Source organism: Hoeflea sp. TYP-13 (assembly GCF_040932035.1).
In the GTDB taxonomy this organism is placed as follows: Bacteria; Pseudomonadota; Alphaproteobacteria; order Rhizobiales; family Rhizobiaceae; genus Hoeflea_A.
The window spans coordinates 229204-254166 of the sequence record NZ_JBFRBB010000002.1; the positions used below are offsets into that span (position 1 = coordinate 229204).

Consider the following 24963-nt stretch of genomic DNA (forward strand, 5'->3'; position numbering starts at 1 on the left):
TGGCGTGGCAATGGCCTTTCAGCCTTGCGGGGGGCGCATTCGATGCGTAAAACACCCTGAAAAATATGGTCAATGTGTTCGCTGCGCCGCAAACGGCGCAGTTTGTATTAAACGGAGTTTTCATGCTCGACGCTCTTCGCAACAGCGCCAAGTCCTGGGTCGTCAAATTATTTTTGCTGCTTCTCGTGCTCTCATTCGGTGTCTGGGGCATCAGCGGGACGGTCTTCCAGGGAGCGGGTAATTCGGTTGTTACCGTCGGGGACACCCGCGTGACGCCAATCGAATTTCGCCTTGCCTACGACCGGCAGGTTGCCAATCTGTCGCGGCAGTTCGGCACGCGGCTGACGCGCGAACAGGCCCGGGCCATGGGAATAGAAAACCAGGTGCTGATACAGGTCGCAATGAATGCCGCGCTCGACGAGCAATCGCGCCGCATGAACCTGGGGCTCTCCGAAGGCCGCCTCGCAACGCTGATTGCTGAGGATCCTATTTTCCAGGGCATCGACGGGCGTTTTGACCGGTCGACCTTTTCCAACCTGCTGCGCAATGTCGGCATCAGCGAAGAGGAATTTGTCGTCAGCCAGGAAAATACCGCTATCCGCTCGCAGATCGTCGAAGCGATTTCCGACGGTTATAAAGCACCAAAGACCCTGCTGCAGGCTGTCAACCAGTTCGACAATGAGACCCGGACGCTTGACTACGTTGTTCTCAATCCCGACATCGTCGGAACAATCGCCGAACCGACCGACGAAGAAATCAAGACCTATTTCGAGGACAACAAGACGGCGTACCGTGCGCCGGAATATCGCAAGATTGCCTATGTTACGCTTCGGGCAAGCGATCTGGCCGACCCGGCAGCCGTCGCCGACGAATCCGTGCGTAGCGACTATGAGACCTACGCCGACCGCTATCGCACGCCCGAAACGCGCACGGTCGAACAATTGAGCTTTGCCAACGACGATGCCGCAAAGGCCGCCGCGGATAAGCTGGCGGCAGGCGAAAGCTTCGAAGACGTTGTTGCCGCCGAAAGCAAGACAATGAACGATGTGTTGCTTGGCACATTCGAACGTCAGGCAATCCCGGATCAGGCAATCGCTGACGCGGCCTTTGCGATCTCGCCGGCCGGCGCGACAAGCGGCGTTGTTGAAGGGACCTTCGGACCTGTCATCCTTCGGGTAACCGCAATCACACCGGAAAACACCAAGAGTTTTGAAGAGGTGGAAGACAGCATCCGCAATGACCTCGCACTGGTCGAGGCCGAAAACATCCTGCTTGATGTCCACGACGCGTATGAAGATGCGCGCGCGGGTGGTGAGACGCTTGAAGAAGCGGCGAAGAAGCAGAAGCTGACCCCCGTCATTATCGATGCAGTCGACCGCACCGCGCAGACACCGGACGGTGAAATCCTTCGCGATCTGCCTGAATCCCGAAGGCTTCTTGCGGAAGTCTTTGACACTGATATCAATGTGGAATCCGCGCCGATCAATCTGGGGGCGGACGGTTTCATGTGGTACGAGGTGCAGGACATCACCCCTGCCCGCGACCGCACACTGGATGAGGTTCGCACCCGCGCAATCGACGACTGGAAGCGTGAACAGGCCGCGACTGCCCTCGGGAAACTGGCGACGGAACTGCAAAAGCGGGTCAAGGATGGCGAGGAACTGTCGGCGGTGGCAGCGGACCAGGGCCTGGTGACTGAAACCAAGTACAATATGAAGAGACGTGATGAAGACGCAGTGTTGGGAACCGCCGCGGTCAATGCCGCTTTTGCCGGACCCGAGGGTCTGGTTGCCGTTGCAGACGATGCCGGTGGCACGTCAAAAATCCTGATGCAGGTATCCAGTGTTTCAACCCCGGACGCTTCGGAGGTCGCATCTTTGCAACCGGGGACAGATCAGGCGCTATCAAGGCGTATGGGCGATGACATGCTGACGCAGGCGATCTCGCTGATGCAGACGGATTTTGGTGTTTCTTACGATCCGGCGGCGGCAGAACTTGCAATTTCATCGGGCCGCTGATCAAGGTTGTAACAATTCGCCCTCCCGGAGGCACACATCATCATGTCTGAACTCAAAGACTATATCGCGATTGCGGCCAGCGGCCGGCACCTGACCCGTGAGCAGGCGCAGGAAGCCTTCACAATCATGATGTCGGGCGAAGCGACCGCCGCCCAGATCGGCGGTTTCCTGATGGCGCTGCGCGTGCGTGGTGAGAGCGTCTCGGAAATCGCAGGCGCAGTCGCCACCATGCGTGAAAAGATGCTGCGTGTGGACGCGCCTGATCATGCTGTCGATATTGTCGGCACCGGCGGCGATGCATCCGGCTCCTATAATGTGTCCACCTGTTCAGCGCTGGTCGCCGCCGGTGCCGGACTGACGGTCGCAAAGCACGGAAACCGGGCGCTGTCATCGAAGTCCGGAACCGCGGATGCGCTTACAGCACTCGGCGTGCATCTCGATCTGGAACCGGGAGGAATTGAAGCCTGCATCAATGAGGCAGGCATCGGCTTCATGTTTGCCCCCGGCCACCACTCGGCGATGCGTCATGTCGGTCCCGCGCGCGTTGAACTCGGCACCCGAACCATCTTCAACCTGCTCGGTCCGCTCTCCAATCCCGCCAGTGTCAAAAAGCAGCTTCTTGGCGTGTTCGCCCCGGCCTGGACGGAGCCGCTGGCAGAAGTTCTGCGCGACCTCGGTTCGGAAACCGTCTGGGTGGTGCATGGCGATGGTCTCGATGAAATGACCACGACCGGCACAACCCAGATAGCTGCTCTGGAAAACGGCAATATCCGCAAATTCGAATTGACCCCGGAGCAGTTCGGCCTGCAGCGCGTGACGATAGACCAGCTCAAGGGCGGTGACGCTGAACACAATGCCGCCGCGCTCCTGGATGTGCTGCAGGGCACAAAAGGCCCCTACCGCGATATCGTGCTGCTGAATACCGCTGCAGCGCTCGTCATCGGCGGTATAGCGGAAGATATTCCCGAAGGCATCAAAAAGGCCGAGGAAGCCATCGATGGCGGCGCGGCCAAGGCAAGTCTGGACGCCCTCGTCAGGACCTCTAGCGCCCACGCCAAACAAGAACAATAACGGGCAGCGCAACGCAGATGACAGACATTCTTGAAAAGATCGAGGCATACAAGCGCAAGGAAATTGCCGCTGCGCAATCAATAACACCCCTGACTGAGCTCAAGGCTGGTCTCGGTGATATTGAACCGCCGCGCGGCTTTTTCAATGCCCTGCAGCGGCGTCAGAACGACGGTTCATTCGGCTTGATTGCTGAGATCAAGAAAGCCAGCCCGTCCAAGGGATTGATCCGCGCCGATTTCGATCCACCCGCACTAGCCGCAGCCTATGAGGCGGGCGGCGCAACCTGCCTTTCCGTCCTGACCGACAGCCCTTCCTTCCAGGGTGCTCCGGAGTTCCTGACGCAGGCGCGCATTGCCGCAAATCTGCCGGCGCTCAGGAAAGACTTCATGTTCGAACCCTATCAGGTCTATGAAGCCCGCTCCTGGGGTGCTGACGCCATTCTCATTATCATGGCTTCACTCTCCGATGACGAAGCCAGGGCGCTGGAGGAAACAGCATTCGAACTTGGCATGGATGCGCTGATCGAAGTGCATGACGAGGCTGAGATGGACCGGGCACTCGCCCTTCAGTCCCGCCTGCTCGGTGTCAACAACCGCAATCTGCGGACATTCGAGGTCAGCCTTGAAAACTGCGAGCGTCTGGCCGCTATGGTGCCTGAGGACAGGCTGCTCGTTGGAGAAAGCGGCATCTTTACCCACGAGGACTGCACACGCCTCGCCAAATCGAACATCCGCTCCTTCCTCGTCGGCGAAAGCCTGATGCGCCAGGACGATGTCGCGGCGGCAACCCGCCGCCTCCTCACAGGCGCAAATTGAGGACAATGAGCATGTCCGGTGACGGAAAACTGACCCATATCAGCGAAGACGGCGAAGCCCATATGGTCGATGTCGGCGGCAAGAACGACGCCGAGCGCGTTGCGATTGCCGAAGGCTACGTCAAGATGTCGCCCCAGACCCTCGCAACGATCATCGCCGGCGATGCAAAAAAAGGCGATGTGATCGGCGTTGCCCGGCTCGCCGGCATCATGGCCGCCAAAAAGACATCGGATCTTATTCCGCTTTGCCACCCGCTGATGTTGAGCAAAGTCTCTGTCGACATAACCGAGGTGCCGGATCTTCCCGGTCTGCGTGTCGAGGCGCTTGCAAAACTCACGGGCAAAACCGGCGTCGAAATGGAAGCCCTGACAGCCGCCTCTGTCGCATGCCTGACGATCTACGACATGGCAAAGGCCGTCGATAAGGCGATGGAAATCACCGGCGTAAAACTTCTGTCGAAATCCGGCGGCAAGTCCGGAGACTGGCAACGCGGCAAGGGTGGCAAATGAAGCCTCTCCTTCCCGTCGACGACGCGCGCTCGCGCGTCCTGAAGGATGCCCATCCGATCGAGGACACGGAACAGGCACCGCTGGAACGCGCCATCGGACGACGGCTCGCCAGCGATGTAAAGGCTGTCCGTTCGCAGCCGCCCTTTGCGGCATCCGCAATGGATGGCTACGCCGTCAGAACCGGGGACATCGGCGCCCTGCCCTGCACTTTGACGATCATCGGCGAAGCACCGGCAGGTCACGGGTTTACCGGAAGCGTCGAAGCCGGACAGGCCGTCCGCATCTTCACCGGCGCGCCAGTGCCTGCAGGCGCTGATGCAATCGTCATTCAGGAAGACACCGAGCGGCTGGATGGCGACGAGGTGAAGATCAATATCACCGTCCCGAAAGGCAACTACATCCGCCCGAAAGGCCTCGACTTTGCCGAAGGTGATGTTGTCCTGCACGCCGGCGAGCGGCTCGATGCAGGGCGTATTACGGTGGCTGCCGCAATGAATTACCCCGAATTGCCGGTTAAGCGACCACCTCATGTGGCGATCCTCGCGACCGGTGACGAACTCGTCGCCCCGGGCGGTGAGCCGGGCACCGATCAGATCATTGCCTCCAACAGCTACGGCGTGCGGGCAATAGCTGAGACCGACGGTGCGGACGTTACGGACCTCGGCATCGCAATCGACCGACAGGACGTCATTGAAGCGGCCATCGACCGCGCACTGGCGGGCAAGGTTGACGTGCTTGTCACGCTCGGCGGTGCATCGGTCGGCGATCATGATCTCGTGCAGGACGCGCTCATCGCACGCGGCATGCAGCTCGATTTCTGGCGTATTGCAATGCGGCCTGGAAAACCCCTGATGTACGGTCAGGTCAGCGGCCTCCACGTGCTCGGCCTTCCCGGCAACCCTGTCTCAAGCCTTGTCTGCAGCCACCTCTTCCTGCGCCCGCTGATCGCCCGTCTCTCGGATGAAGAGGAAACTGACCCGCACCGCGACGCCGTACTCGGCTGTGACGTTGCAGCCAACGACCGCCGCCAGGATTACCTGCGCGCAACGCTTGCCCGCGGCGAGGACGGCACGCTCGTCGCTACGCCGTTCGAGAAGCAGGATTCGTCCATGACTAGGATCTTTGCCGAATCCGACTGCCTGATTATCCGTCCGCCGCACGCCGAGGCAGCGACTGCAGGAAGTCCATGCCGGATTGTGTTGCTGCGGGAACCGGGCTAACGGACCCGAACCGTCAAACGTGCATGGATGCCCGTCTTCGCTGCAGGAGCAAATGGGTGAGAATACCGAGCAAATAGCACGATACGATCAGGACGATCATTCCGGAAAACCCGAACGACACCAGGATCGCCAGCATAAGCGGCGTTCCGCACGTATTGCCGAGATTTCCCATCTGAGCCATCGCGCCGTTTGCCAAAGCCTGCGTATGCGGCCCGCTGTTCAATTGAGGAACGGCCGCAAAACTTGCGCCCTGAACCAGTCCGAGTGCACAAAACAGACCTATGCACAATGAGGGATTTCCAGGAAAGAGACTGAGGCACAGGGTTATCCCGATCGCAAGAACAAATCCTGTCATGACGACATGGATGGCCGTGAAGCTTCGCAGAAGAACAATGCCCAATGTCATCGAACTTATAATGCTCGCGAGTGGCATGGCGCCCGTCACAAACGCCCGGCTTTCCTCGGCAACGGTATCTGGCAGCAACGTGAGGAGCGAAACAAAGGTGAGCGTGTAAAACAACCACCCAAGGGACGGTGCCGCCATGGATGGAGATCTATAGGTCTCAGCGTGCTGTCTGAGGATCTCCCGAAAATCAGGCATTGATGCACTCGTTTTCGTTTCGGCAGAACCGGGCAGCATGAAATGCAGCAACAGTGCTATGGCCGCCAGCGCGACGGCATGCGCAATGAATATAGTATGCAGCCCATGAACGGATACCATGGGAATGCCAAACCACGCGACAAGTGCGAATGCGACACCAAAAAAGGTCCCCCAAAGCGTCAACGTGATCGGACGATGACGTTCGGCGCTGACCTGTGCAATCAAAGTGGGCGCTGCAACAACGATGACGAGGTGAGACAGGCCTTCGACCACGCGGCTGGCAAGCATAAACGCAAAAGGCGGCAAGGTAGCCTGATAGGCCGAAATGACCGCACCAAGCAACAACGCCGACAGCAACAGCCGCCGAAATCCCATGCGTGCCACAATCATTCCGGCGGAGGTTCCGAGCAGAATACCCATGAGGCTCAGTATGGAGACAAGGAATCCCAGCTCCGTTCCCGCCTCGGGGTAAAGCTCCCTGATGCTTGGAAAAATGACGCTTACTTTTGCAAATTGCGCTGCAGCGCCCAGACCTGCCGCCCAGAGGGTCAGGACCAGCCCGACTCGCGTATGATCAGTCTCTTTCATGCCATGGCATGTAGCGCGAATGGTCGCGGGAATATACCGTTCAAACAACTATCCGACAGAGTTTCCCGAAGTCGGGAATAAGGAAGTCAGACTTCGTCGAAATCCAGCACGACCTTCTCGGTCAGCGGCCGCGACTGACATGCGAGTACAAAGCCGGCTTCCAGTTCCCACGGCTCAAGCGAGTAGTTGGCGGCCATTTCGACCTCGCCTTCCCGGATCTTGCAGCGGCAGGTGCAGCACATGCCGCCCTTGCAGGAGAAAGGCAGTTCGATGCCGTGGCGGTGTGCGGCGTCGACGACATTGTCGTCCTCCGCACCCATTATAAAGGGGCGTGAGGCGCCATCGAGCACGGCCTCGACAGCAACGCCCTGTTCGGCAGCCTCCTGCGCCTGCTTCGATTTTGGCGCGGGCGGCGGGCTGCCTTCCGCCGGTGTGAAGAGCTCGAAGCGAATACGGTCGGACGGGACGCCAAGCTTCTCGAGAGTCTCACGGCTCTTGTCGATCATATCGCCCGGGCCGCACAGGAAAACATTGGCAACGGAAGCGGGATCGAAAAGGCCGGCGCCAGCAAATTTTTCGATGCGCTCCGCATCGAGCCTGCCATGCAGAAGATCGACATCCTGACCTTCGCGGCTAAGCACATGAACCAGTGTAAAGCGCTCGAGGAATAGGTCTTTGAGGTCTTCAAGCTGCTCGCGAAAAATAACCGAGGCGCGGTCACGATTGCCGTAGAACATCGTAAAGGTGCTGTCCGGCTCCCTCGTCAGGATCGTTTTGACGATGGAAAAAATCGGCGTGACGCCCGATCCGGCAGTAAAGGCCACATAGTGGTTTTTGGCCTGATATGACGGTTGTGCGGTAAAGCGACCCTGCGGTGCCATCACGTCCATTGTCATGCCAGCGGAGAGATTGTCATTGGCATAGTTGGAAAATACACCGCCGTCGACGCGCTTGATTGCAACGCGAAGTTCGCCTTCGTCTAGGGCACTGCAGATCGAATAGGTCCGCTGCACTGGCGCACCGTCAACGTCTGCCTTCAGTGTCAGATACTGCCCCGGAATGAAGGAAAAGGCATCTCTCGTATCCTCCGGCACGTCAAAGGCGATAGAAACCGCATCATCGGTTTCGCGACGTACATCGGCAATCTTCAGTGAGTGAAAGCGTGACATGCGGTTTTCCTCAAAGGCACTTGAAATAATCGAAGGGTTCTTTGCATTCGTTGCACCGGTAAAGCGCCTTGCAGGGCGTTGAACCGAATTCGCTGACGCGTTCGGTTTCCTCAGAGCCGCAATGCGGACAACTGACGACCGTCTCGCCGAACAGCGCGCGTTTGGAATTGGATGTTTTTTGCGGCGGAGCGATGCCGTATTTGCGCAGCTTTTCTTTTCCGTCGTCGCTGATCCAGTCGGTTGTCCATGCCGGGCTCAGCACCGCTTCGACACGGGCATCTTTAAAGCCGGCCTGCTGCAGCGCCTCGAGCACCATCTGCTCGATGAACTGCGTTGCAGGGCATCCCGAATAGGTCGGTGTCACCTTGGCGACAATTGTGCCGTCATCGGCGATCTCGACCGAGCGCAGGATTCCGAGGTCCTCCACCGTCACGACCGGAATTTCCGGATCGGGAACGGCGGCGGCCGCATCCCAGGCTGCCTTTCTGACAGCAGATTGCGAATTCTCGGTCATGTCGACGGCACCGGACATTGCGGGCTACCAGCTCATGCCCGGATAAGCGCGCTGCATATATTGCAGTTCACTCAGGATATGGCCGAGATGCTCTGTGTGACGGCCTTCACGGCCACCGCTTTGCATGTGACCGGCTTCAGGCAGTTCCAGCGTTGCTTCCTTCAACACAGAATCAACGGTGCGTTTCCACTCATCCTGCAGGCTTGCGACATCGACCGCGAAACCGGCCTCGATTGCGGCCTTGACCAGCCCATCACTCTCGAACAGTTCGCCCGTATACATGACAAGATCCTCAAGCGCCTCAACCATGCGCTCGTGGCTCTCATCCGTGCCGTCTCCAAGCCGCACCACCCATTCGGAGGTGTGGCGAAGATGATAGGCGACTTCCTTGCTGGCCTTGGCGGCAATAGCAGCGAGCGTATTGTCGGAAGATTTTTCCATCTCGCGCCAAAACGGAGCCATAAACGCCGAAACAAAGAACTGGCGGACAATCGTGTGGGCGAAGTCGCCATTGGGCTGTTCGGCAATCAGCGCGTTCAGATAGTCCTGCTCATAGCGAACAAAGGCCAATTGGTCTTCATCGCGCCCCTTGCCTTCCACCTCGCCGGCATAGCTGTAGAGCGACCGTGCCTGACCGATGAGATCAAGCGAGATATTAGTCAGCGCCAAGTCCTCTTCGAGCGTCGGCGCGTTTCCGCACCACTCGCCAAGCCGTTGACCGAGGATCAGCTGATCGTCGGCCAGCCGCAGGAGATAGGTGAATAAGACGTCGTTGTCAGACATGGTCACCTCACATATTTCCGACGTCTTCGGGAATTTCATAGAAGGTCGGATGACGATAGATCTTCGATGACGTCGGCTCGAACATCATGTCTTTGTCGACCGGATCGGACGCGACAATATCACTGGAGCGGACGACCCATATGCTTTGTCCCTCGCCGCGCCGCGTATAGACGTCGCGCGCAGCCTGCAGCGCCATCTCGGCATCCGCCGCATGGATCGATCCGGCATGTTTGTGGCTAAGGCCGTTGCGTGCCCTGATAAACACTTCCCATAACGGGGTTGCAGCTTCACTCATTCCAGTACCCTTCCGTCAAAACGGGTTGAAATTATTCAGAATTTTGGCGTGGTCATTCCGCAGCGACGCGTGCGGCTTCTTTTCGCGCGGCCCGCTTCTCGGCATGGGCGAGAGCCGCTTCCCGAACCCAGGCACCTTCGCGGTGAACCCGGTTGCGGGTCTTCATGCGTTCGCGGTTGCAAGGGCCGTGCCCTTTGACCACACGCCAGAATTCATCCCAGTCGATGTCGCCATGGTCGTAACCTTGCTTATCCTCGTTCCACTTCAACTCGGGATCGGGAACGGTCAGGCCCAGGAACTCAGCCTGAGGAACCGTGGCGTTGATGAATTTGTCACGCAGGTCGTCATTGGAAAAACGCTTTATTTTCCAAAGCATAGACTGCTGCGAATGGACCGACGCGCCCTCGGACGGGCCGAACATCATGAGAGACGGCCACCAGAAGCGGTTGAGCGCATCCTGCGCCAGTTCCTTCTGCTGATCGGTGCCGTTGCATAACGTGAGCAGAATTTCATAGCCCTGCCGCTGATGGAAACTTTCTTCCTTGCAGATGCGGATCATCGCGCGGGCGTAGGGACCATAAGAACACCGGCAAAGCGCGATCTGGTTCATGATCGCGGCGCCATCGACAAGCCAGCCGATGGCGCCGATATCAGCCCAGGTCAGCGCCGGATAATTGAATATGGAGGAGTATTTGGCCGCGCCCGACAACAACTGGTCGGTCATTTCCTCGCGGCTTACGCCCAGTGTTTCTGCGGCTGAATAGAGATAGAGCCCGTGACCGCCCTCATCCTGCACTTTTGCAAGCAGAGCTGCTTTTCGGCGCAATGTTGGCGCACGTGTGATCCAGTTGCCTTCCGGCTGCATGCCGATGATCTCGGAATGCGCATGTTGCGACATCTGCCGGATCAGCGTTTTCCGATAGCCTTCCGGCATCGGATCGTTCGGCTCGATCTTCTGTTCGGCGTCTATCCGTTCCTGGAAAGCCTGGAGGAATGCCTCGTCTTCATGGGTCTTGCCATCGGCGCCAATCAGCCCCTGAGAATACATATCCCTGATCCTTCTTTAGTTTGGAATTACTATATGTTACGAAATCGAATTCGTCAATAGATTTTCCGTAACATATTAACTAAATCAGGGGTCAGATTCCGAATCTTTTTGCGATGTCAAAACCGGGTGCGGCGATAGGGTGTCCGCTTGAATTCAGGCAGCCGTCAAGCCAGCATTCACTGGGCGCTGCCAGCCGGCGATATATGGTAGAAACAAGCTTTCTCGCCTCATCGCCCTGCCAATTTTTTGGCGTGAGTTCGGCGGGAAAAACCGGATCGCGCAAAGCCATCCGGCGAAAGTGGTGGATCAGCAGGCTACGGGCAGCCATGGCCGATAGCGGATCGAGATCCACTCCCTTGCCAAGGGTGCGTTCAAGCGGTGAAAACGTGGCGATAAGCTTAGAATAATGCTTTTCGACTTCGGAGAGCTGCCAGGTCTGCGAAATCAGCTTTGTCGCGTCGGATTTGCTGTCCAGCCTTGAGTGAAAAATCATCTCACCCGGCAGCGTGTCCGGCATGCAGGTATTTCCGATATTGTCCGGACGCAGAAACACCGTTGGACCGAGCGCCCCGAAGCCATCGGCGCGCAGTTCCCGGCGGCGCGTTTCGCGTTCCTCCCCGGCCCGCCCGGAAAGAACGATGATTGTCCATTCACCCGACCACTCGCTGCGCCGCGGCGCGTAGATTTTGAGCGCTGCTTCGGCAAACTCAGCCTCCCCGGCTTCCGCAAGCCGGTAGAAGCTTTTCCGTCCGAGCCGCAGCCGCGTCAGCCAGCCATCGGCCGTCAGCCGTGACATGGCGGCACGAAGTGCACTCGGTTCGATGCGCAGCCGGTCCATCAGAGCCTGCAAGGAGCCGAGCCACAATTCACCGCCTCTTGGAATGACCGCATCGCCAAAGATGGTGATCACCAGCGACCAGACGCGGATACGCTCCTGTGAGTGGAAGTCATCGATAAGCGCTTCCAGTTCTTTGGTGGCAGAATCAGACATGCGGCATTTATTGCCCGTCAGGCCGCCAAGGGCAACTCGCCCCCGCCCATAAGGTAAATGCCTAGGTCAGCCCGCGCGCACCGTCGATGATCAGGCGGCTGGCAATTCTGGCATATTCCTCGCGGCTGATTTCGCCGCTTGGTCGGAACCACATGTAATGCCAGTTCAGCATTCCGAACAAAGACATGGTGACGGGTTTCAAAAGCCTGCCGGCCAGATGCGGGTTAACGCCCAGAACTGCCTTTGCGAAGCAGGCAACCAGCCGTCGCTCCAGGTCCTTCAAAGCTTCCTGCTGGTCGGCCGGAAGGTGCTTCATCTCGTTGATCTGAACCTTGTGTTCATGATCGGCTTCGCGATAGGCTTCGAGAAGCGCGCTTATCAGCAGATGAAGGCGTTCTTCAGCCGGCGCGTCAGGCCTGTCTGCGGCTTCGACCGTCTGGCAAAGGTCCTTGAGATGAGCGCCGATGACGTCGTAAAGAAGCGAGTCTTTGCCGGAATAATAGTGATACAGCAGCGCCTTGGAGACGCCGCAGACCTCTGCGAGCTGTGACATTGAAGAGCGGTCATAGCCGACATCGGCAAACAGCTTCGCCGCCGATTGAAGGATGGCTTCCCGTTTTTCTTCGTAATCGACGGCTTTGGTTCTGGCCACTTGCGATTCCCGCCCTGTCCTGATCCTGCTCTCTTAGTCTTTTTTGCGCAGGTCCACAACGCGCCGGGCTTTTCCGGCCGACCGTTCCACATCGCCGGGTACGCGCACGTCGACTTTCGCCGTCACACCGAGCGTGCTCTTGACGTGCGATGCCAGTTCTTTCGCGCTGCCCTGCCGGGCACCCTCTCCTGCCGCATCTTCCGTTGATTCAACAAGGATGGTCATCGTGTCCATGCGGCCTTCGCGCGTAAGCTCGATCTGGTAGTGCGGTGAAAGGCCGGCGCATTTCAAAAGCTGTTCCTCGATCTGCGTCGGGAAGATATTCACTCCGCGCACGATCATCATGTCATCCGAACGGCCGGTGACCTTTTCCATCCGGCGCATGCTGCGGGCCGTACCGGGCAGCAAGCGTGTCAGGTCGCGGGTGCGATAGCGGATGATCGGAAACGCTTCCTTTGTGAGCGAGGTAAAGACGAGTTCACCCTTTTCGCCATCGGGAAGCACTTCGCCCGTCTCGGGATCGATGATCTCGGGATAAAAATGGTCTTCCCAGATGTGCAGGCCGTCTTTTGTCTCGACACACTCATTGGCGACACCGGGCCCCATGACTTCCGAAAGGCCGTAAATATCGACAGCATCCATATCGAAAGCGTCTTCGATTTCCTGGCGCATTGAATTGGTCCACGGCTCCGCGCCAAAGATACCCACCTTGATCGAGGCTTCGCGCGGATCCAGTCCGGCATTGCGGAACCCGTCCAGGACAGACAGCATGTAGGATGGTGTGATCATGATGATTTCGGGCTTGAAGTCATTGATCAGGGTGACTTGCCGTTCCGTCATCCCGCCGGAGACCGGCACCACCGTGCAGCCTAGTTTTTCGGCGCCGTAATGCGCGCCGAGACCACCGGTAAACAGACCGTATCCGTAAGCGCAGTGCACCATGTCGCCCGGCCGTCCGCCGCTCGCATAAATGGACCGCGCGACGACCTGCGCCCATGTGTCGATGTCTTTGAGCGTATAGCCGACAACGGTAGGTTTGCCGGTCGTTCCGGATGATGCATGCACGCGGGCAAGCCGGTTTCGCGGCACCGAAAACATCGCAAACGGATAGTTGTCGCGCAGATCCTGTTTCACCGTAAAGGGAAAGCGCGCCAGATCTTCCAAGCTCTTCAGATCGTCGGGATGAACGCCATTCTTGTCGAAATGGGCCCGATAGAAGGGGGAATTTTCGTAGGCGCGGCGAAGGGTCTGCTGCATGCGCTCGAGTTGCACCGCGGCGATTTCGTCGCGTGATGCCGTTTCAATCGCTTCCAGCCCGCCTTCCCTGCTGACAGTGGTTTTGGCTGGAGCGCTCAAATTGTTTTGCGATTGTGCGTGCATCTCAAACTCCTCCCTTGGATTTTGTTGTTGTCAGTCCTGCACCGGCAGATGCGTTCCCTTGACTGTACGAGAATGGCCGCGAAACTCGGCGACCGTCTCACCGTCATCCCTGGTGACGCGGATATCGTATATGCCGCTGCGCCCGCTGCGGTTGATCTCACGGGCAACTGCAGTCAGCGTCTCGCCGGATTTGACCGGCAGCAGAAACGAGACCGCGCAGTGTTGGGCGACCGCGTTCTGATTATAGCCGTTGCAGGCAAACGCGAAGGCACTGTCGGCAAGCGTGAAGACAAAGCCGCCGTGGCAGATATCATGACCGTTGGTCATGAAGTCCTTGACGACCATTGAAAGCGTTGCCGTACCGGCCGTCACTGCTTCCAGCTTCATGCCCATGTGCTGTGAGGCGCTGTCGTTGGCCCACATCGACTGCGCGCATGCCTGTGCCAACTCATCCGCCGACATGTCAGAAACACTGCGCGCCTGTTCGGTCATCCTGCTCATCTCCGTCCCGTGAAATTGGCTGGACGTTTTTCCAGAAAAGCTGTGACCCCTTCAGCGTAGTCGGGTGTTGTACCCGCATCGCGTTGCGTATCGCGCTCCAGGTCTAACTGCGCATCGAGCGTGTTGGTTCCGGCTGCCTGGACGAGCATCTTTGTCAGACCCAGACCAACCGTTGCGCCTTTCGCAAAGTTCGACGCCAGCTTGTGGGCCTCATCCATCAGATCCGCATCGTCGATCGCTTTCCAGATCATGCCCCATTCTTCCGCAGTGTCCGCCATTACCGGCAAGCCGGTCAGCATGATCGCCTTGGCGCGCGCCTCGCCGATCAAGCGGGTCACGGTCCAGGTTCCGCCGCTGTCGGGCACCAGGCCGATCTTGGAGAAGGCCTGGATAAACTTCGCCGACTTCGCGGCAAGAACGATGTCGCAGGCAAGCGCTACATTGGCGCCCGCGCCAGCCGCTACGCCGTTGACTGCACAGATTACAGGAAGCTGCATGGCGCGCAGTTTCCTGATCAGCGGATTGAAATAGGTCTCAATCGTGTGGCCAAGATCAGGCGTGCCCTCATCGGGGTTGCGCTCGCCGAGGTCCTGCCCAGCACAAAACCCTCGTCCGGCCCCCGTCAGCACCACTGCGCGGCAATCCGGATCCTCGTCAGCCGCTGTGAGCGCTTCCAGCAATGTGTTATTCTGGACCGGAGTGAAGGCATTGAGTTTGTCGGGGCGGTTGAGCGTTATGACGACGTAGCCATCACATTTTTCTACAAGAACCCTATCGTCGCTCATTCCAGATCTCCTCCACAAAACACGGCCCTTCGGCACTGCTTCGATAATTTATGTTGCATAAACCGACCGGTTGGTCAATGATTAAGGAACGACATAAATCCGACCATCCGATCGCCAGGAGGAAAGAATGAGCGGTTTTTTTGAAACGCACAAGGCAACATTGGACAAGGCGCTGGAAGTTGCCCTTTCGCGGGACTACTGGTCCCCCTACCCTGAGGTCGCCAGCGGCAAAATCTACGGCGAGACGGCCAAGGACGATGGCTTGGCGGCATTCAAATCAAACCTGGGAAAAGCATTTGCACTAGAAGGACATCCAACGGACGGATCGACCGTCGGCGCGGAAAGCTCACCCTATGGGCTCGAGCTGAACATCAAATATCCGAAGGCCTCCCCGGCTCAACTCCTTGAAGCTTCCAACAAGGCCGCGGCCAAATGGCGCAAGGCGTCCATCGAAGATCGCGTTGGTGTATGTCTGGAAATCCTCGACCGTCTGAACAGGCGCAGCTTCGAAATGGCCAATGCCGTTTCCCACACGACCGGACAGGCCTTCATGATGGCGTTTCAGGCGGGCGGCCCGCACGCGCAGGACCGCGGGCTCGAAGCCGTGACCTACGCTTACGCGGAAATGACCCGTACGCCGTCCTCCGCCGTCTGGACGAAGCCACAGGGCAAGCATGATCCGCTTGTCCTTGAAAAGCGCTTCCGTGTTGTGCCGCGCGGCATTGCCCTTGTCATTGGTTGCGCCACCTTCCCGACCTGGAACGGCTATCCGGGCCTGTTCGCCAGTCTTGCGACCGGCAACACCGTCATCGTCAAGCCGCACCCGGGCGCCATCCTGCCGCTGGCGCTCACCGTGAAGATTGGTCGTGAGGTGTTGAGCGAAGCGGGTTTCGACCCGAACGTCCTTCTGCTGGCCGCCGACGAGCCCGGCTCCGAAATCACCAAGGAACTTGTGACTGATCCGGCAGTCCGTATCGTCGACTTCACCGGCTCCAATGCATTCGGTAGCTGGGTCCGCGAAAATGCCGGCGGCGATACGCAGGTGTACACGGAAGAAGCGGGCGTCAATTCCATCGTTGTTGCCTCCACTGACAATTTCCGCGGCATGTGCTCCAACATCGCCTTCTCGCTGTCGCTCTATAGCGGTCAGATGTGCACCGCACCGCAGAATATCTATGTGCCGAAGGACGGCATCGAGACCGACGAGGGACACAAGAGCTTCGATGAGGTTGCGGACGGAATCAAGATCGCGGCGGACAAGCTGCTGGGCGACCCGGCCCGCGCCGGCGGTGTCTGCGGTGCTATCGCCAGCGACGCCACGGCTGACCGGGTAAAGGCTGCCACTGGTCTTGGCGAGGTTCTCCGCTCCTCGACGGCGATTGAGGGCATGGACGATGCCAGAACCGCAACGCCTCTGATCCTGAAAGTGAGCGAATCGAGCAGCGATGCCCACCATCAGGAGCAATTCGGTCCGATCAGCTTCGTGGTCGCGGTCGAAAATGCGGATGAGGCGATAGAACGCGCATCTTCGCTGGCGGCTGAAAAGGGCGCGATCACTGCGGCCGTTTACGCGACCAGCGATGAGGTGCTCGATCGGGCGGCGGATGCATTCGCAGATGCCGGTGTGAGCCTGTCCTGCAACCTGACCGGCGGCATCTTCGTCAACCAGAGCGCCGCGTTCAGTGATTATCACGTCACGGGCGCAAACCCGGCGGGCAATGCCGCGCTGACGGATGCGGCTTTTGTCGCCAACCGGTTCCGCATCGCTGCGACCCGCCGGCACAAAGCCGCCTGAAAAATTCACAAACAGAAAGCGCCGCAATCCAATTCGGATTGCGGCGCTTTGCCTGTCATGCTGGCGCTAGCGCATGACAAAGGGATCCGGAATGGGGTCGTCCGATGTACGCAGCCACACCGTTTTGACCTTTGTATAATCGAGCGCGGCTTCCAGGCCGCCCTCCCGTCCCTGCCCTGAAAGCCCAAATCCACCGAACGGCGCAATGGGCGAAACGGCCCGATAGGTATTGACCCATACGACACCTGCCCTGATGCGGCGGATCATGCGGTGCGCCCGTGTCAGATTGGTCGTGAACACGCCGGCGGCAAGGCCGTAGGGCGTCCCGTTGGCAAGTTCCACAGCTTGCTCTTCGGTTTCGAATGAACGCACCGAGAGCACAGGTCCGAAAAATTCGTTCTCCCATGACGGCGCCAGAACGTCCGAACAATCCAGAATGGTCGGCGGGTAATAATACCCCTCGCCCTCCGGCACCTTGCCCCCGCAGACAAGTTCAGCACCCGCGGCAATTGAATCACCAACCAGCTGGTCGATATGTTCGCGTTGCCTTGTTGTGCAGAGCGGTCCGACTTCGGTTGCCTTGTCCTGCGGGTCTCCAATCACGATCCTTGCGGCCTTGCCCTTCAAAAGCGTCAGGAATCGGTCTTTCACCGATGCATGGACCAGAAGCCGTGAGCCGGCGACGCAGCTCTGCCCCGTCGCAGCAAAAATACCGGCAACCTGGGCGTTGGCCGCGCTCTCCAGATCGGCATCCTCAAAAACAATGAACGGAGACTTGCCGCCGAGTTCGAGAGAAGTTGAGGCTAGATTTTCGGCCGAATTGCGGATGATATGCCGGGCGGTCTGCGGGCCGCCGGTAAAGGCGATATGATCGACACCCGGATGGCTCGAAAGATGCGCGCCGCACTCATCGCCAAAGCCGGTCAGGATGTTGACGACACCCGCCGGAAAACCCGCCTCGTCGATAAGCTTCGCCAGCGCCAGCATCGGCGCCGGACCGTCCTCGGACGCCTTCACGACAAGCGTGCAGCCGGCGGCAAGCGCCGGCCCGATCTTGACGGCGGACAGAAAGAGCTGGCTGTTCCAAGGCACCACGGCCGCGACAACGCCCACCGGCTCCCGGCGCAGCCACACTTCCATGTCCGGCTTGTCGATGGGCAGATGCGCACCTTCTATCTTGTCGGCAAGACCGGCATAGTAGCGATAATACTCAGCCACATAGGCAATCTGTGCCGATGTCTCGCGGATGATCTTGCCGGTATCGCGGGTTTCCAGCTCCGCCAGGTGCTGGGCGTTTTCGGCAACAAGATCGGCCAGGCGGTAAAGCAGCTTGCCGCGCATGGTTGCCGTCATGTCGCGCCACTCAGGCGACCAGAGCGCACGGCCGGCGGCTTTCACCGCGCGGTCGACATCGTCAGCCTGGCCCCGCGGTATCAGCGCCCAAGGCTTGCCGTTAGCCGGGTCGAGGCTTTCGAACGTGGCCGATCCGTCTTCAAAAGCGCCGTCGATATAATGCTGAAACCGCTGCATATCTTCCTACCCGTCAAATGCCGGTATCACCTGATTGATGAACCGTTCAAGCGAGGCCTTTTTACGTTCGAAGCTCATACCGCTATCGATCCAGAAGGAATATTCGTCATACCCCAGGTCTTCGTAATATTTAAGCCGTTCAATGACTTCGGCTGCATCTCCGATGACATTGGCCCTGCGCATTTCCTGCGGCGAATAGAACGGATGGCTGGCTATTTCCTCATCGCTGAGCGGGTGGATGAGCCCCTGCGATATGGGCCGTTCGTTTTTGAACCACGCGCCGAAATAATTGTAGAACCGGTTGATCTCCTCTGCACCCCGCTGAATATCCGCTTCGCTGTCGCCCACATAGGTATGGCGCAGCAGCATGATCTTCGGTCGTTCGATGTGCGGGTTGTTTGCACAGGCGTCGTTAAAACGCTCCATCAGAGAATGGACTTCCCTGTCGTCATTCCAAAGTGGTGTGACCTGCACGTTAAAGCCGTTGGACACGGCAAATTCGTGGCTGTTTGGATCGCGCGCCGCAACCCAGACCGGCGGGTGCGGCTCCTGTATCGGCTGCGGCGCCGAGGTCGTTGCCGGGAAATTCCAGAATTCGCCCTCATGCGCATAATCGCCATCCCACAGCTTGACTACTGCCGGCAGGACCTCGCGCATGCGCTGCCCGGCTTCCCAGGCATCCATCCCCGGCATCAGCCGCTCATATTCATAGCTGTAAGCGCCACGCGCCACGCCAACTTCCAGCCTGCCGTCCATCATGATATCGGCCATCGCCGCTTCACCGGCAAGCTTGATCGGATGCCAGAACGGAGCAATCACGGTTCCGGTTCCGAGCCGCACGTTTTCCGTGCGCCGGGCCAGATCGACAAGGCTCAAAAACGGATTGGGCGCGATGGTGAAGTTCATGCCGTGATGTTCACCAGTCCAGATGGCATGCATACCACCGCGGTCCGCTATTTCGCAAAGCTCCAGAAACTCTTCATAGAGTTTCTTCTGGTTTTCCGATGCATCGATGCGTTCCAGATGGATAAACAGGGAAAATTTCATTGTTCAAGACCTCTTGCCAAACGGCGCACGTCACCGCTTTGCTCGTTTCCGTAATAGACACCAAAATTCCCTATGGAATGTTCCCTCTGATACCGCTTTAGAATGTCCCGGGATGCTGAATCCGCGATCCGTTCAAACGGTATATTATTGATTTTAAAGTATTTTCCGGAATTATGGCTACCATCCGAAGATGTGCAGCGATAAACGATATTATGCGTTCCGCGTTCAGTATCGTCATAGACCGAATAGATGAAACCGACAGAAAGTGACGGACCGATTTCGTCGGCGAGACGCTCGGCGTGCGAGCGGCCGCCCTTATTGCTGTCAAGCAGAACCGATGGCAGGTCGAAACCGCCGTCTTCCTGTTCTTTCAAAAGAACCATGCCTTCGTGTTCCAGCACCGCACCAACCCTGATTCCGCCCTCAAGGCCGGCGGTATTGGCTGCCTGGCTTTCAAGCGAAGGTTTGATATAGCTGCCGCCGATATAACCAAGACCGTTGAGCCCGGCATTGTTGAAGGCTTCTATCTGGCCGATGAGAAGCACATGATCGCCCGCGTCGACAACCTTGTGCATGGAACAATCGAACCAGGCAGCGACCCCATCAAGTACCGGTGATCCGAACGGCCCCTTTTGCCACCCGACATCCGCGTACCGGTCTTCAACGGGACGCGCGAAACGGTTAGAGATCTGTTCCTGGTCTTCCGAAAGGATATTCACCGCAAAGCCTTCCGACGACGTAAGCGCCGAAAAGTTACTCGACGTCCTTGCCAGCGATATCAAAAGCAAAGGCGGATCGAGCGACACGCTGGTGAATGAATTGGCCGTAAAACCGATGGGCGCGCCTTGTCCGTTGTGGCTTGTCACAACGGTCACACCTGTCATGAATGTTCCGAACGCATCGCGCAGTTTTCTGGGATCAATCTGTTTCATCGGGCTCGCTGCTCCCTGCCGAGCCAGGTTATCAATGCATTGTTGACGGCCTCCGGTGCCGTCAGCCCGACCATATGCCGGTGCCCCTCGATGATTTCAGTCACACCATCGGGAACTGCGGCGGCCATTTGCTGTGCCATCTCACCGGTCGAGTTCAGGTCGCCGTCTCCGGTCAGAAAAAGTGCCGGGCAACGGACTTCAGAAAGCCGGTCCGCATAGGTTTGGTCACCGCGCGCAAATGCGTTGTAGGCCGTCGCATAGGCGGACGGATCCACACCGGCCAGCATTTTTTCCGTCTGCACGCGCGCGGTCTGATCGGCAACCATGTCCGTAAACCACCGATCCAGCGGCTGTTGTATATTCATGTTGCCGCAGCGGATCTGCGTTGCGCGATCGCGTACTGCCTTTGAAGCTTCCGCACTGCGTTTGTAGACACCGTTCAGCATCGCCATGCGCCTGATCATCGCCGGTTCTTCCACAGCAATGCCAAGTGAAATAAGCGCGCCCATAGAATGGCCGGCAATATTGACGGGACCAACATCCAGATCCGCAAGAACGTCTCGCAGCCAGCAAACGTAGTCCGAAAGCTCTGCACGCGGTGAAAGCGGACGGCTTTGCCCGTGTCCGGGCAGGTCTACCGCATAGACCCGCCATCGCGACGAAAGAGCAGTTGTCTGGGGTGCCCATGCTTCTGCACGAAGACCGACTCCATGCAAAAGAACGACGCTTTCCCCGTCACCGCAAACCTGATAGGCCGCGCCGCTCGCCGTCTCATACCGCGGCAGGGTTTTCCACGTCATGGCCAAGTTCCCTCAAATCCTGATAGCGGTCGCCGATGCGGTGATGCGGTCGCCCGCCGACGGAGGCGCCAAGCGCCACGACAATTTCGTCGGGCCCGGGCGCATCGCAGATGGAAAACTGAATTGTCAGATAGTGCGAGCGTCTGCCGGCATCGTTCTTGTCCATCAGCGGGATCACAATCGGCGCGTTTGCCGGTCCGCGTGTGTTCGTGAACGACAGATAGGATTTTGCACCGACGGCTTCGCGGAAGTGATTGCCAAAGCGAAGCGTGTGGATGAGGCCCGAAGCGTGTTCCACTTCACCGTTCACGCCCACAACAGCCGCCTTGCCGTAACCTTCGACGGCAGCGCCGGAGCCGACATTGTCGATGATCATCTCGGTCAGTAGTTCGCCGAGCCCGGGAGCGGCATCGTGAATGCCCGGCGTCAGGTCTTCAACAAAGCCCTGCCCCGCCCAGGGGTTTTTGACGATCGCCGCGGCAGCAACCATCAAAAGCGGCTGCTCGGCTCGCTTGCCGCCTTCTATGAGGGTTTTTTCAACATGGAGAAGTGTTTTTCTGATTTCTGCCGGCATTGGATTCACCATTTTTGAAGACTATTTGTAATATGGTATACCATATGACCATATGTCAATCGTTGTTTTTGCCCGGCCTGACGGATAAGAAGGGAAAAGGGAGTCGAAATGAGCGATCTTAGCAGCCTGAAAATAGCCAAACCGCCCTCCACCCTGCGGGAGATCGCGCTCGAAAAAATGCGCGATGCGATCATCAGCGGCCTCTTTGAGCCCGGACAAAGGCTGGTTGAGCGGACGCTCTGCGATCAGATGGGCGTAAGCCGCACGGTGATCCGTGAAGTCATCCGCCATCTGGAATCGGAAGGCCTTGTAGAAGTCATCTCCAATCAAGGCCCGGCGGTCGCCCGCCTCGACTGGGATACGGCCCGCCAGATCTATGACATTCGCGCGCAACTGGAATCGGAAGCGGCCGCCGCTTGCGCGACGCAGATTGGCACTGAGGATCTGGATGCACTGCGCACAGCGTTGGAAGAGCTTGAATCCGAGTCCCACAGCAATGACGCAACGTCCCTCATAAAGGCGACGACCACGTTCTATCGTACAATCTTCAGCGCTGCCAGAAATGACATCGCCTGGGAAATCGTCGACCGGCTGAACGGTCGCATCAGCAGGTTGCGCGTACTTACATTGAGCACCGGTGACCGGCTGAATACCGGTCCAAAACGCATGCGCGAAATCTACCAGGCCATTGCCGAGCGCAAGCCGCACGAAGCTGCGGCAGCCTGCAGAACGCATCTGCATGAAGCACGAGAGATCGCCCGCCAAATACTGACGGCGGACACAGGCGGTGAGACCGAATAAACGGAAATCTGAACGCTTCTGTCCTCAAAGAACGTTTAGGCATGCTGCTACTCGGCAGGTCGGCCGGTCCGGCTGGCTGCGTGTTGCCGCAACCTGAAACAACTGAAACCTCCCGCAACAATTGAAACACGGCACAGCCTTTTTCGACACCGGACTGAAAGGCGGGAATCCCAATATCCGGTCAGATAAGCCGCAACGGCCTATCGCATGAGACACGAACAGTGATTGATATTGAGGACGATCAAATGACACAGGCGACAATGGAAAAAGTCACGGAAGTAAACAACGGCGTCAACGTCGAGGCACTTCTGGGCGCTCGTGAAGCTCTTGAGGCAGCACCTGAGGCTGCACAATTCAAATGGCGCACAACCTGCGACTGGGTGAACGGTACACACAGCCGTTCAACGGTCGACGGATTCTTTGGCCTCGGTGAAGAACAGGGACGTTCCAAATCATTCACGGTCGAAGCAGACCATCCGGAACAGTTTGCAGCCGAAGACAACGCCCCTACCCCTGCCGAGCTGGCTCTGACCGGACTCGCGAGCTGCCTGATGGGCGGTCTCGCCGCCGTCGCACAGCACCGAGGCATTCAGCTCTATTCTGTACGCGCAACGGTGGAGGGCGACATGGATCTGCAGGGAATCATGGGCATCGATGACGATGTTCGCAACGGGTTCGGAACGATCCGTGTGACCTTCGATGTCAATGCCGACGCGACCGAAGATGAAATCAAGGCTCTGGTCGCCCAGTCGCAGAAGCGCTCGGCGATCTTTGACGCCATCACCAATCCGACAAACGTCATCGTCGAAGTCAACTGATCTGTTGACCACAACAGGAGCAAGTGTCGTGAATTACGCAACGACCGTCATTATTGGCGCCGGCCAGGCCGGGCTTGCCATGAGCCAGCAGCTTTCGCAGCGCTCCATCGACCACGTGTTGCTGGAGCGCGGCGAAGTGGCAAATTCCTGGCGCAAGGAACGCTGGGATTCACTCACGCTTCTCACACCCAACTGGCAAAGCCGCCTGCCTGGCTTCCGCTACACGGGCAACGATCCGGACGGCTATATGGATATGCCTGCCGTCATCGACTTCCTCGATCGTTATGCCCGCTTCGTTGAAGCTCCAATCGAAACGGGGACCGACGTCACGACCGTCCGCCGGACGCAAGGCGGATATGCCGTTGTGACCAACCGGGGCGAGTGGCGCTGCCGGACACTGGTCATCGCCTCCGGCGCGTGCAACATCGCGAATGTGCCCGCCCTTGCCGCGGAACTTCCCGGCGGCATCCAATCCATAACGCCGATGCAGTACCGCAATCCGGACCAGCTTGCCGATGGCGGCGTTCTGGTGGTGGGCGCTTCTGCGACCGGCATGCAGCTTGCAAAGGAAATACGGCAAACGGGGCGCAATGTTCTTCTCTCCGCAGGAGAGCATGTCCGCGCACCGCGTACCTACCGCGGCAGGGACATCAAATGGTGGATGGATGCCTGCGGCATCCTGAGCATGCGGTATGACGAAGTTGACGACATCAAAAGAGCGCGGCGCGTTCCCTCCCTGCAGCTCGCCGGCTCAAAGGACCGGTCAACTCTCGATATGAACGCACTTACAGAAAGCGGCATCGAGATAGTTGGCCGTCTCGTCGGCATGCGTGACGCCAGGGCCCTTTTTTCCGGATCCCTCGGAAATGTCTGTGCGCTTGCGGATCTGAAGATGAACCGCCTCCTCGACACGATCGATGAATGGATATCACACAACGATTTACCCGGAGATATTGGACCCGCGCAGCGTTTCGAAAATACCCGTATCGCAAAGAACCCGCGCCTTGATCTTGATCTGAACAAGGGTGGAATCAAGACAGTCCTTTGGGCCACCGGCTATCATCCGGACTATTCCTGGCTGCAGGTTCCCGTGCTCGATCGCAAGGGACGTATGCTGCATGACGGAGGCGTGACCGGTGCGCCCGGGCTCTACATTCTTGGATTACCCTTTCTTCGACGCCGCAATTCCACGCTGATCGATGGCGCCGGTGCTGATGCCCGGGACCTGGCTGAACACCTGCATGCTTTTCTTGGCGGGCGTCTGAAAGCCGCATAATCCGATACAAAACGGTTTTTCGGGCCGATGCACAGGAATAAGGCTTTACCCCACCGATTGCTCTTGCCTGCCCGGCAAATACGTCTATCGTCCGACCCGCAATCATTATGGATGGGACATATTTCATGAAAAAGCTTGTTCTTACAGCGACCGCTGCTGTCGCATTGTCGTGGGCCTCTGGCGCGACGGCCGAAGATCTAGAGTTTTTGCTTACCAATAAGGCCTCAAGCCCCGTTATCGCATTTCACGTATCGCCGGCGAGCACGAACTCCTGGGAGGAGAACCTGCTGGAGGGCGGATATCTCGACAGCGACTACGAAATCGACGTGGTGATCGCTGACGGTCAGACGACATGCGTTTATGATATCCGCGCTGAATTCGAAGACGGCGATGCTTTGGAAGACTACGGTCTCGATCTGTGCGAGCTCGGCTCTTACACCTTCGAGTAGG

Annotated in this window: 26 protein-coding genes; 10 read left to right on the plus strand and 16 right to left on the minus strand. The window is 58.2% G+C overall.

Annotated elements, in window-relative coordinates; genetic code table 11:
- The first annotated feature begins 122 nt into the window (after positions 1 to 122).
- From ABVT35_RS11405 to glp, 5 genes are read left to right on the plus strand one after another with little or no spacing between them, the layout of a single operon-like run.
- Positions 123 to 2018 carry a SurA N-terminal domain-containing protein gene (locus ABVT35_RS11405; protein WP_368466544.1) on the plus strand — a complete coding sequence of 632 codons (1896 nt, stop codon included), beginning with the start codon at positions 123 to 125 and terminating at the stop codon, positions 2016 to 2018.
- Positions 2019 to 2060: 42 nt separating this feature from the next.
- Positions 2061 to 3089: an anthranilate phosphoribosyltransferase gene (gene trpD, locus ABVT35_RS11410; protein ID WP_368466545.1), complete on the plus strand. Its 1029-nt coding sequence runs from the start codon at positions 2061 to 2063 to the stop codon at positions 3087 to 3089.
- A 17-nt stretch (positions 3090 to 3106) separates the two neighbouring features.
- On the plus strand, positions 3107 to 3904 hold the full coding sequence (gene trpC, locus ABVT35_RS11415; RefSeq protein WP_368466546.1) for an indole-3-glycerol phosphate synthase TrpC: 798 nt from the start codon (positions 3107 to 3109) through the stop codon (positions 3902 to 3904).
- An 11-nt stretch (positions 3905 to 3915) separates the two neighbouring features.
- Complete coding sequence (moaC, locus tag ABVT35_RS11420; protein WP_368466547.1) at positions 3916 to 4413, plus strand: cyclic pyranopterin monophosphate synthase MoaC; 498 nt, start codon at positions 3916 to 3918, stop codon at positions 4411 to 4413.
- The gene (gene glp / locus ABVT35_RS11425) at positions 4410 to 5633 is read left to right on the plus strand and encodes a gephyrin-like molybdotransferase Glp (RefSeq protein ID WP_368466548.1); all 1224 of its coding nucleotides are present in this window, start codon (positions 4410 to 4412) and stop codon (positions 5631 to 5633) included. The genes moaC and glp overlap by 4 nt, the downstream gene beginning before the upstream one ends.
- A gap of 13 nt (positions 5634 to 5646) precedes the next feature.
- On the opposite strand, the gene ABVT35_RS11430 is transcribed toward glp, so the two are convergent.
- From ABVT35_RS11430 to paaG, 11 genes are all read right to left on the minus strand, one after another.
- Positions 5647 to 6822 (minus strand): MFS transporter, encoded by a 1176-nt coding sequence (locus ABVT35_RS11430; RefSeq protein WP_368466549.1) that lies wholly within the window; start codon positions 6820 to 6822, stop codon positions 5647 to 5649.
- 86 nt (positions 6823 to 6908) lie between these two features.
- Positions 6909 to 7991, minus strand: a complete 1083-nt coding sequence (gene paaE, locus ABVT35_RS11435; RefSeq protein WP_368466550.1) for a 1,2-phenylacetyl-CoA epoxidase subunit PaaE — start codon at positions 7989 to 7991, stop codon at positions 6909 to 6911.
- 10 nt (positions 7992 to 8001) lie between these two features.
- Positions 8002 to 8523 (minus strand): 1,2-phenylacetyl-CoA epoxidase subunit PaaD, encoded by a 522-nt coding sequence (gene paaD / locus ABVT35_RS11440; protein WP_368466551.1) that lies wholly within the window; start codon positions 8521 to 8523, stop codon positions 8002 to 8004.
- Positions 8524 to 8529: 6 nt separating this feature from the next.
- Positions 8530 to 9288 (minus strand): 1,2-phenylacetyl-CoA epoxidase subunit PaaC, encoded by a 759-nt coding sequence (gene paaC, locus ABVT35_RS11445; RefSeq protein ID WP_368466552.1) that lies wholly within the window; start codon positions 9286 to 9288, stop codon positions 8530 to 8532.
- A gap of 7 nt (positions 9289 to 9295) precedes the next feature.
- Positions 9296 to 9583 carry a 1,2-phenylacetyl-CoA epoxidase subunit PaaB gene (gene paaB, locus ABVT35_RS11450; RefSeq protein WP_368466553.1) on the minus strand — a complete coding sequence of 96 codons (288 nt, stop codon included), beginning with the start codon at positions 9581 to 9583 and terminating at the stop codon, positions 9296 to 9298.
- A 52-nt stretch (positions 9584 to 9635) separates the two neighbouring features.
- Positions 9636 to 10631, minus strand: coding sequence for a 1,2-phenylacetyl-CoA epoxidase subunit PaaA (paaA, locus tag ABVT35_RS11455; protein ID WP_368466554.1), 996 nt, complete (start codon positions 10629 to 10631; stop codon positions 9636 to 9638).
- 91 nt (positions 10632 to 10722) lie between these two features.
- A complete protein-coding gene (locus ABVT35_RS11460) occupies positions 10723 to 11622 on the minus strand; it encodes a PaaX family transcriptional regulator C-terminal domain-containing protein (RefSeq protein ID WP_368466555.1) in 900 nt (299 codons plus the stop codon).
- 61 nt (positions 11623 to 11683) lie between these two features.
- Positions 11684 to 12274: a TetR/AcrR family transcriptional regulator gene (locus ABVT35_RS11465; protein ID WP_368466556.1), complete on the minus strand. Its 591-nt coding sequence runs from the start codon at positions 12272 to 12274 to the stop codon at positions 11684 to 11686.
- A gap of 33 nt (positions 12275 to 12307) precedes the next feature.
- Complete coding sequence (gene paaK, locus ABVT35_RS11470; protein ID WP_368466557.1) at positions 12308 to 13654, minus strand: phenylacetate--CoA ligase PaaK; 1347 nt, start codon at positions 13652 to 13654, stop codon at positions 12308 to 12310.
- A 30-nt stretch (positions 13655 to 13684) separates the two neighbouring features.
- Complete coding sequence (gene paaI / locus ABVT35_RS11475) at positions 13685 to 14146, minus strand: hydroxyphenylacetyl-CoA thioesterase PaaI (RefSeq protein ID WP_368466558.1); 462 nt, start codon at positions 14144 to 14146, stop codon at positions 13685 to 13687.
- A 5-nt stretch (positions 14147 to 14151) separates the two neighbouring features.
- Positions 14152 to 14940 carry a 2-(1,2-epoxy-1,2-dihydrophenyl)acetyl-CoA isomerase PaaG gene (gene paaG, locus ABVT35_RS11480; RefSeq protein ID WP_368466559.1) on the minus strand — a complete coding sequence of 263 codons (789 nt, stop codon included), beginning with the start codon at positions 14938 to 14940 and terminating at the stop codon, positions 14152 to 14154.
- 127 nt (positions 14941 to 15067) lie between these two features.
- On the opposite strand from paaG, the gene paaN reads away from it, so the two are divergent.
- Complete coding sequence (gene paaN / locus ABVT35_RS11485; RefSeq protein ID WP_368466561.1) at positions 15068 to 16735, plus strand: phenylacetic acid degradation protein PaaN; 1668 nt, start codon at positions 15068 to 15070, stop codon at positions 16733 to 16735.
- Positions 16736 to 16801: 66 nt separating this feature from the next.
- On the opposite strand, the gene ABVT35_RS11490 is transcribed toward paaN, so the two are convergent.
- The 5 genes from ABVT35_RS11490 to ABVT35_RS11510 are packed head-to-tail and all read right to left on the minus strand — an operon-like array spanning position 16802 to position 21618.
- Complete coding sequence (locus ABVT35_RS11490) at positions 16802 to 18265, minus strand: aldehyde dehydrogenase (RefSeq protein WP_368466562.1); 1464 nt, start codon at positions 18263 to 18265, stop codon at positions 16802 to 16804.
- Between the two features lie 6 nt (positions 18266 to 18271).
- The gene (locus ABVT35_RS11495; RefSeq protein ID WP_368466563.1) at positions 18272 to 19312 is read right to left on the minus strand and encodes an LLM class flavin-dependent oxidoreductase; all 1041 of its coding nucleotides are present in this window, start codon (positions 19310 to 19312) and stop codon (positions 18272 to 18274) included.
- The gene (locus ABVT35_RS11500; RefSeq protein ID WP_368466565.1) at positions 19309 to 20244 is read right to left on the minus strand and encodes a flavin reductase; all 936 of its coding nucleotides are present in this window, start codon (positions 20242 to 20244) and stop codon (positions 19309 to 19311) included. Before ABVT35_RS11500 ends, ABVT35_RS11495 begins: the two co-directional genes overlap by 4 nt.
- A complete protein-coding gene (locus ABVT35_RS11505; RefSeq protein WP_368466567.1) occupies positions 20241 to 21044 on the minus strand; it encodes an alpha/beta fold hydrolase in 804 nt (267 codons plus the stop codon). Before ABVT35_RS11505 ends, ABVT35_RS11500 begins: the two co-directional genes overlap by 4 nt.
- On the minus strand, positions 21016 to 21618 hold the full coding sequence (locus ABVT35_RS11510; RefSeq protein ID WP_368466569.1) for an amino acid synthesis family protein: 603 nt from the start codon (positions 21616 to 21618) through the stop codon (positions 21016 to 21018). The genes ABVT35_RS11505 and ABVT35_RS11510 overlap by 29 nt, the downstream gene beginning before the upstream one ends.
- 108 nt (positions 21619 to 21726) lie before the next feature.
- On the opposite strand from ABVT35_RS11510, the gene ABVT35_RS11515 reads away from it, so the two are divergent.
- The 4 genes from ABVT35_RS11515 to ABVT35_RS11530 all read left to right on the plus strand — a co-directional run bounded on the left by ABVT35_RS11515 (position 21727) and on the right by ABVT35_RS11530 (position 24962).
- On the plus strand, positions 21727 to 22419 hold the full coding sequence (locus tag ABVT35_RS11515) for a GntR family transcriptional regulator (protein ID WP_368466571.1): 693 nt from the start codon (positions 21727 to 21729) through the stop codon (positions 22417 to 22419).
- Between the two features lie 245 nt (positions 22420 to 22664).
- A complete protein-coding gene (locus ABVT35_RS11520; protein ID WP_368466573.1) occupies positions 22665 to 23237 on the plus strand; it encodes an OsmC family protein in 573 nt (190 codons plus the stop codon).
- 28 nt (positions 23238 to 23265) lie between these two features.
- On the plus strand, positions 23266 to 24513 hold the full coding sequence (locus ABVT35_RS11525) for an NAD(P)-binding domain-containing protein (protein ID WP_368466575.1): 1248 nt from the start codon (positions 23266 to 23268) through the stop codon (positions 24511 to 24513).
- A gap of 125 nt (positions 24514 to 24638) precedes the next feature.
- A complete protein-coding gene (locus tag ABVT35_RS11530) occupies positions 24639 to 24962 on the plus strand; it encodes a hypothetical protein (RefSeq protein WP_368466577.1) in 324 nt (107 codons plus the stop codon).
- Position 24963: the final 1 nt, after the last annotated feature.

Bases quoted from the DNA above. Each gene is read 5' to 3' on its own strand.
- ABVT35_RS11405 (WP_368466544.1), top strand. From the start codon at position 123: ATGCTCGACGCTCTTCGCAACAGCGCCAAGTCCTGGGTCGTCAAATTA.
- trpD (WP_368466545.1), top strand. From the start codon at position 2,061: ATGTCTGAACTCAAAGACTATATCGCGATTGCGGCCAGCGGCCGGCAC.
- trpC (WP_368466546.1), top strand. From the start codon at position 3,107: ATGACAGACATTCTTGAAAAGATCGAGGCATACAAGCGCAAGGAAATT.
- moaC (WP_368466547.1), top strand. From the start codon at position 3,916: ATGTCCGGTGACGGAAAACTGACCCATATCAGCGAAGACGGCGAAGCC.
- glp (WP_368466548.1), top strand. From the start codon at position 4,410: ATGAAGCCTCTCCTTCCCGTCGACGACGCGCGCTCGCGCGTCCTGAAG.
- ABVT35_RS11430 (WP_368466549.1), bottom strand. From the start codon at position 6,822: ATGAAAGAGACTGATCATACGCGAGTCGGGCTGGTCCTGACCCTCTGG.
- paaE (WP_368466550.1), bottom strand. From the start codon at position 7,991: ATGTCACGCTTTCACTCACTGAAGATTGCCGATGTACGTCGCGAAACC.
- paaD (WP_368466551.1), bottom strand. From the start codon at position 8,523: ATGTCCGGTGCCGTCGACATGACCGAGAATTCGCAATCTGCTGTCAGA.
- paaC (WP_368466552.1), bottom strand. From the start codon at position 9,288: ATGTCTGACAACGACGTCTTATTCACCTATCTCCTGCGGCTGGCCGAC.
- paaB (WP_368466553.1), bottom strand. From the start codon at position 9,583: ATGAGTGAAGCTGCAACCCCGTTATGGGAAGTGTTTATCAGGGCACGC.
- paaA (WP_368466554.1), bottom strand. From the start codon at position 10,631: ATGTATTCTCAGGGGCTGATTGGCGCCGATGGCAAGACCCATGAAGAC.
- ABVT35_RS11460 (WP_368466555.1), bottom strand. From the start codon at position 11,622: ATGTCTGATTCTGCCACCAAAGAACTGGAAGCGCTTATCGATGACTTC.
- paaK (WP_368466557.1), bottom strand. From the start codon at position 13,654: ATGCACGCACAATCGCAAAACAATTTGAGCGCTCCAGCCAAAACCACT.
- paaI (WP_368466558.1), bottom strand. From the start codon at position 14,146: ATGACCGAACAGGCGCGCAGTGTTTCTGACATGTCGGCGGATGAGTTG.
- paaG (WP_368466559.1), bottom strand. From the start codon at position 14,940: ATGAGCGACGATAGGGTTCTTGTAGAAAAATGTGATGGCTACGTCGTC.
- paaN (WP_368466561.1), top strand. From the start codon at position 15,068: ATGAGCGGTTTTTTTGAAACGCACAAGGCAACATTGGACAAGGCGCTG.
- ABVT35_RS11490 (WP_368466562.1), bottom strand. From the start codon at position 18,265: ATGCAGCGGTTTCAGCATTATATCGACGGCGCTTTTGAAGACGGATCG.
- ABVT35_RS11495 (WP_368466563.1), bottom strand. From the start codon at position 19,312: ATGAAATTTTCCCTGTTTATCCATCTGGAACGCATCGATGCATCGGAA.
- ABVT35_RS11500 (WP_368466565.1), bottom strand. From the start codon at position 20,244: ATGAAACAGATTGATCCCAGAAAACTGCGCGATGCGTTCGGAACATTC.
- ABVT35_RS11505 (WP_368466567.1), bottom strand. From the start codon at position 21,044: ATGACGTGGAAAACCCTGCCGCGGTATGAGACGGCGAGCGGCGCGGCC.
- ABVT35_RS11510 (WP_368466569.1), bottom strand. From the start codon at position 21,618: ATGCCGGCAGAAATCAGAAAAACACTTCTCCATGTTGAAAAAACCCTC.
- ABVT35_RS11515 (WP_368466571.1), top strand. From the start codon at position 21,727: ATGAGCGATCTTAGCAGCCTGAAAATAGCCAAACCGCCCTCCACCCTG.
- ABVT35_RS11520 (WP_368466573.1), top strand. From the start codon at position 22,665: ATGACACAGGCGACAATGGAAAAAGTCACGGAAGTAAACAACGGCGTC.
- ABVT35_RS11530 (WP_368466577.1), top strand. From the start codon at position 24,639: ATGAAAAAGCTTGTTCTTACAGCGACCGCTGCTGTCGCATTGTCGTGG.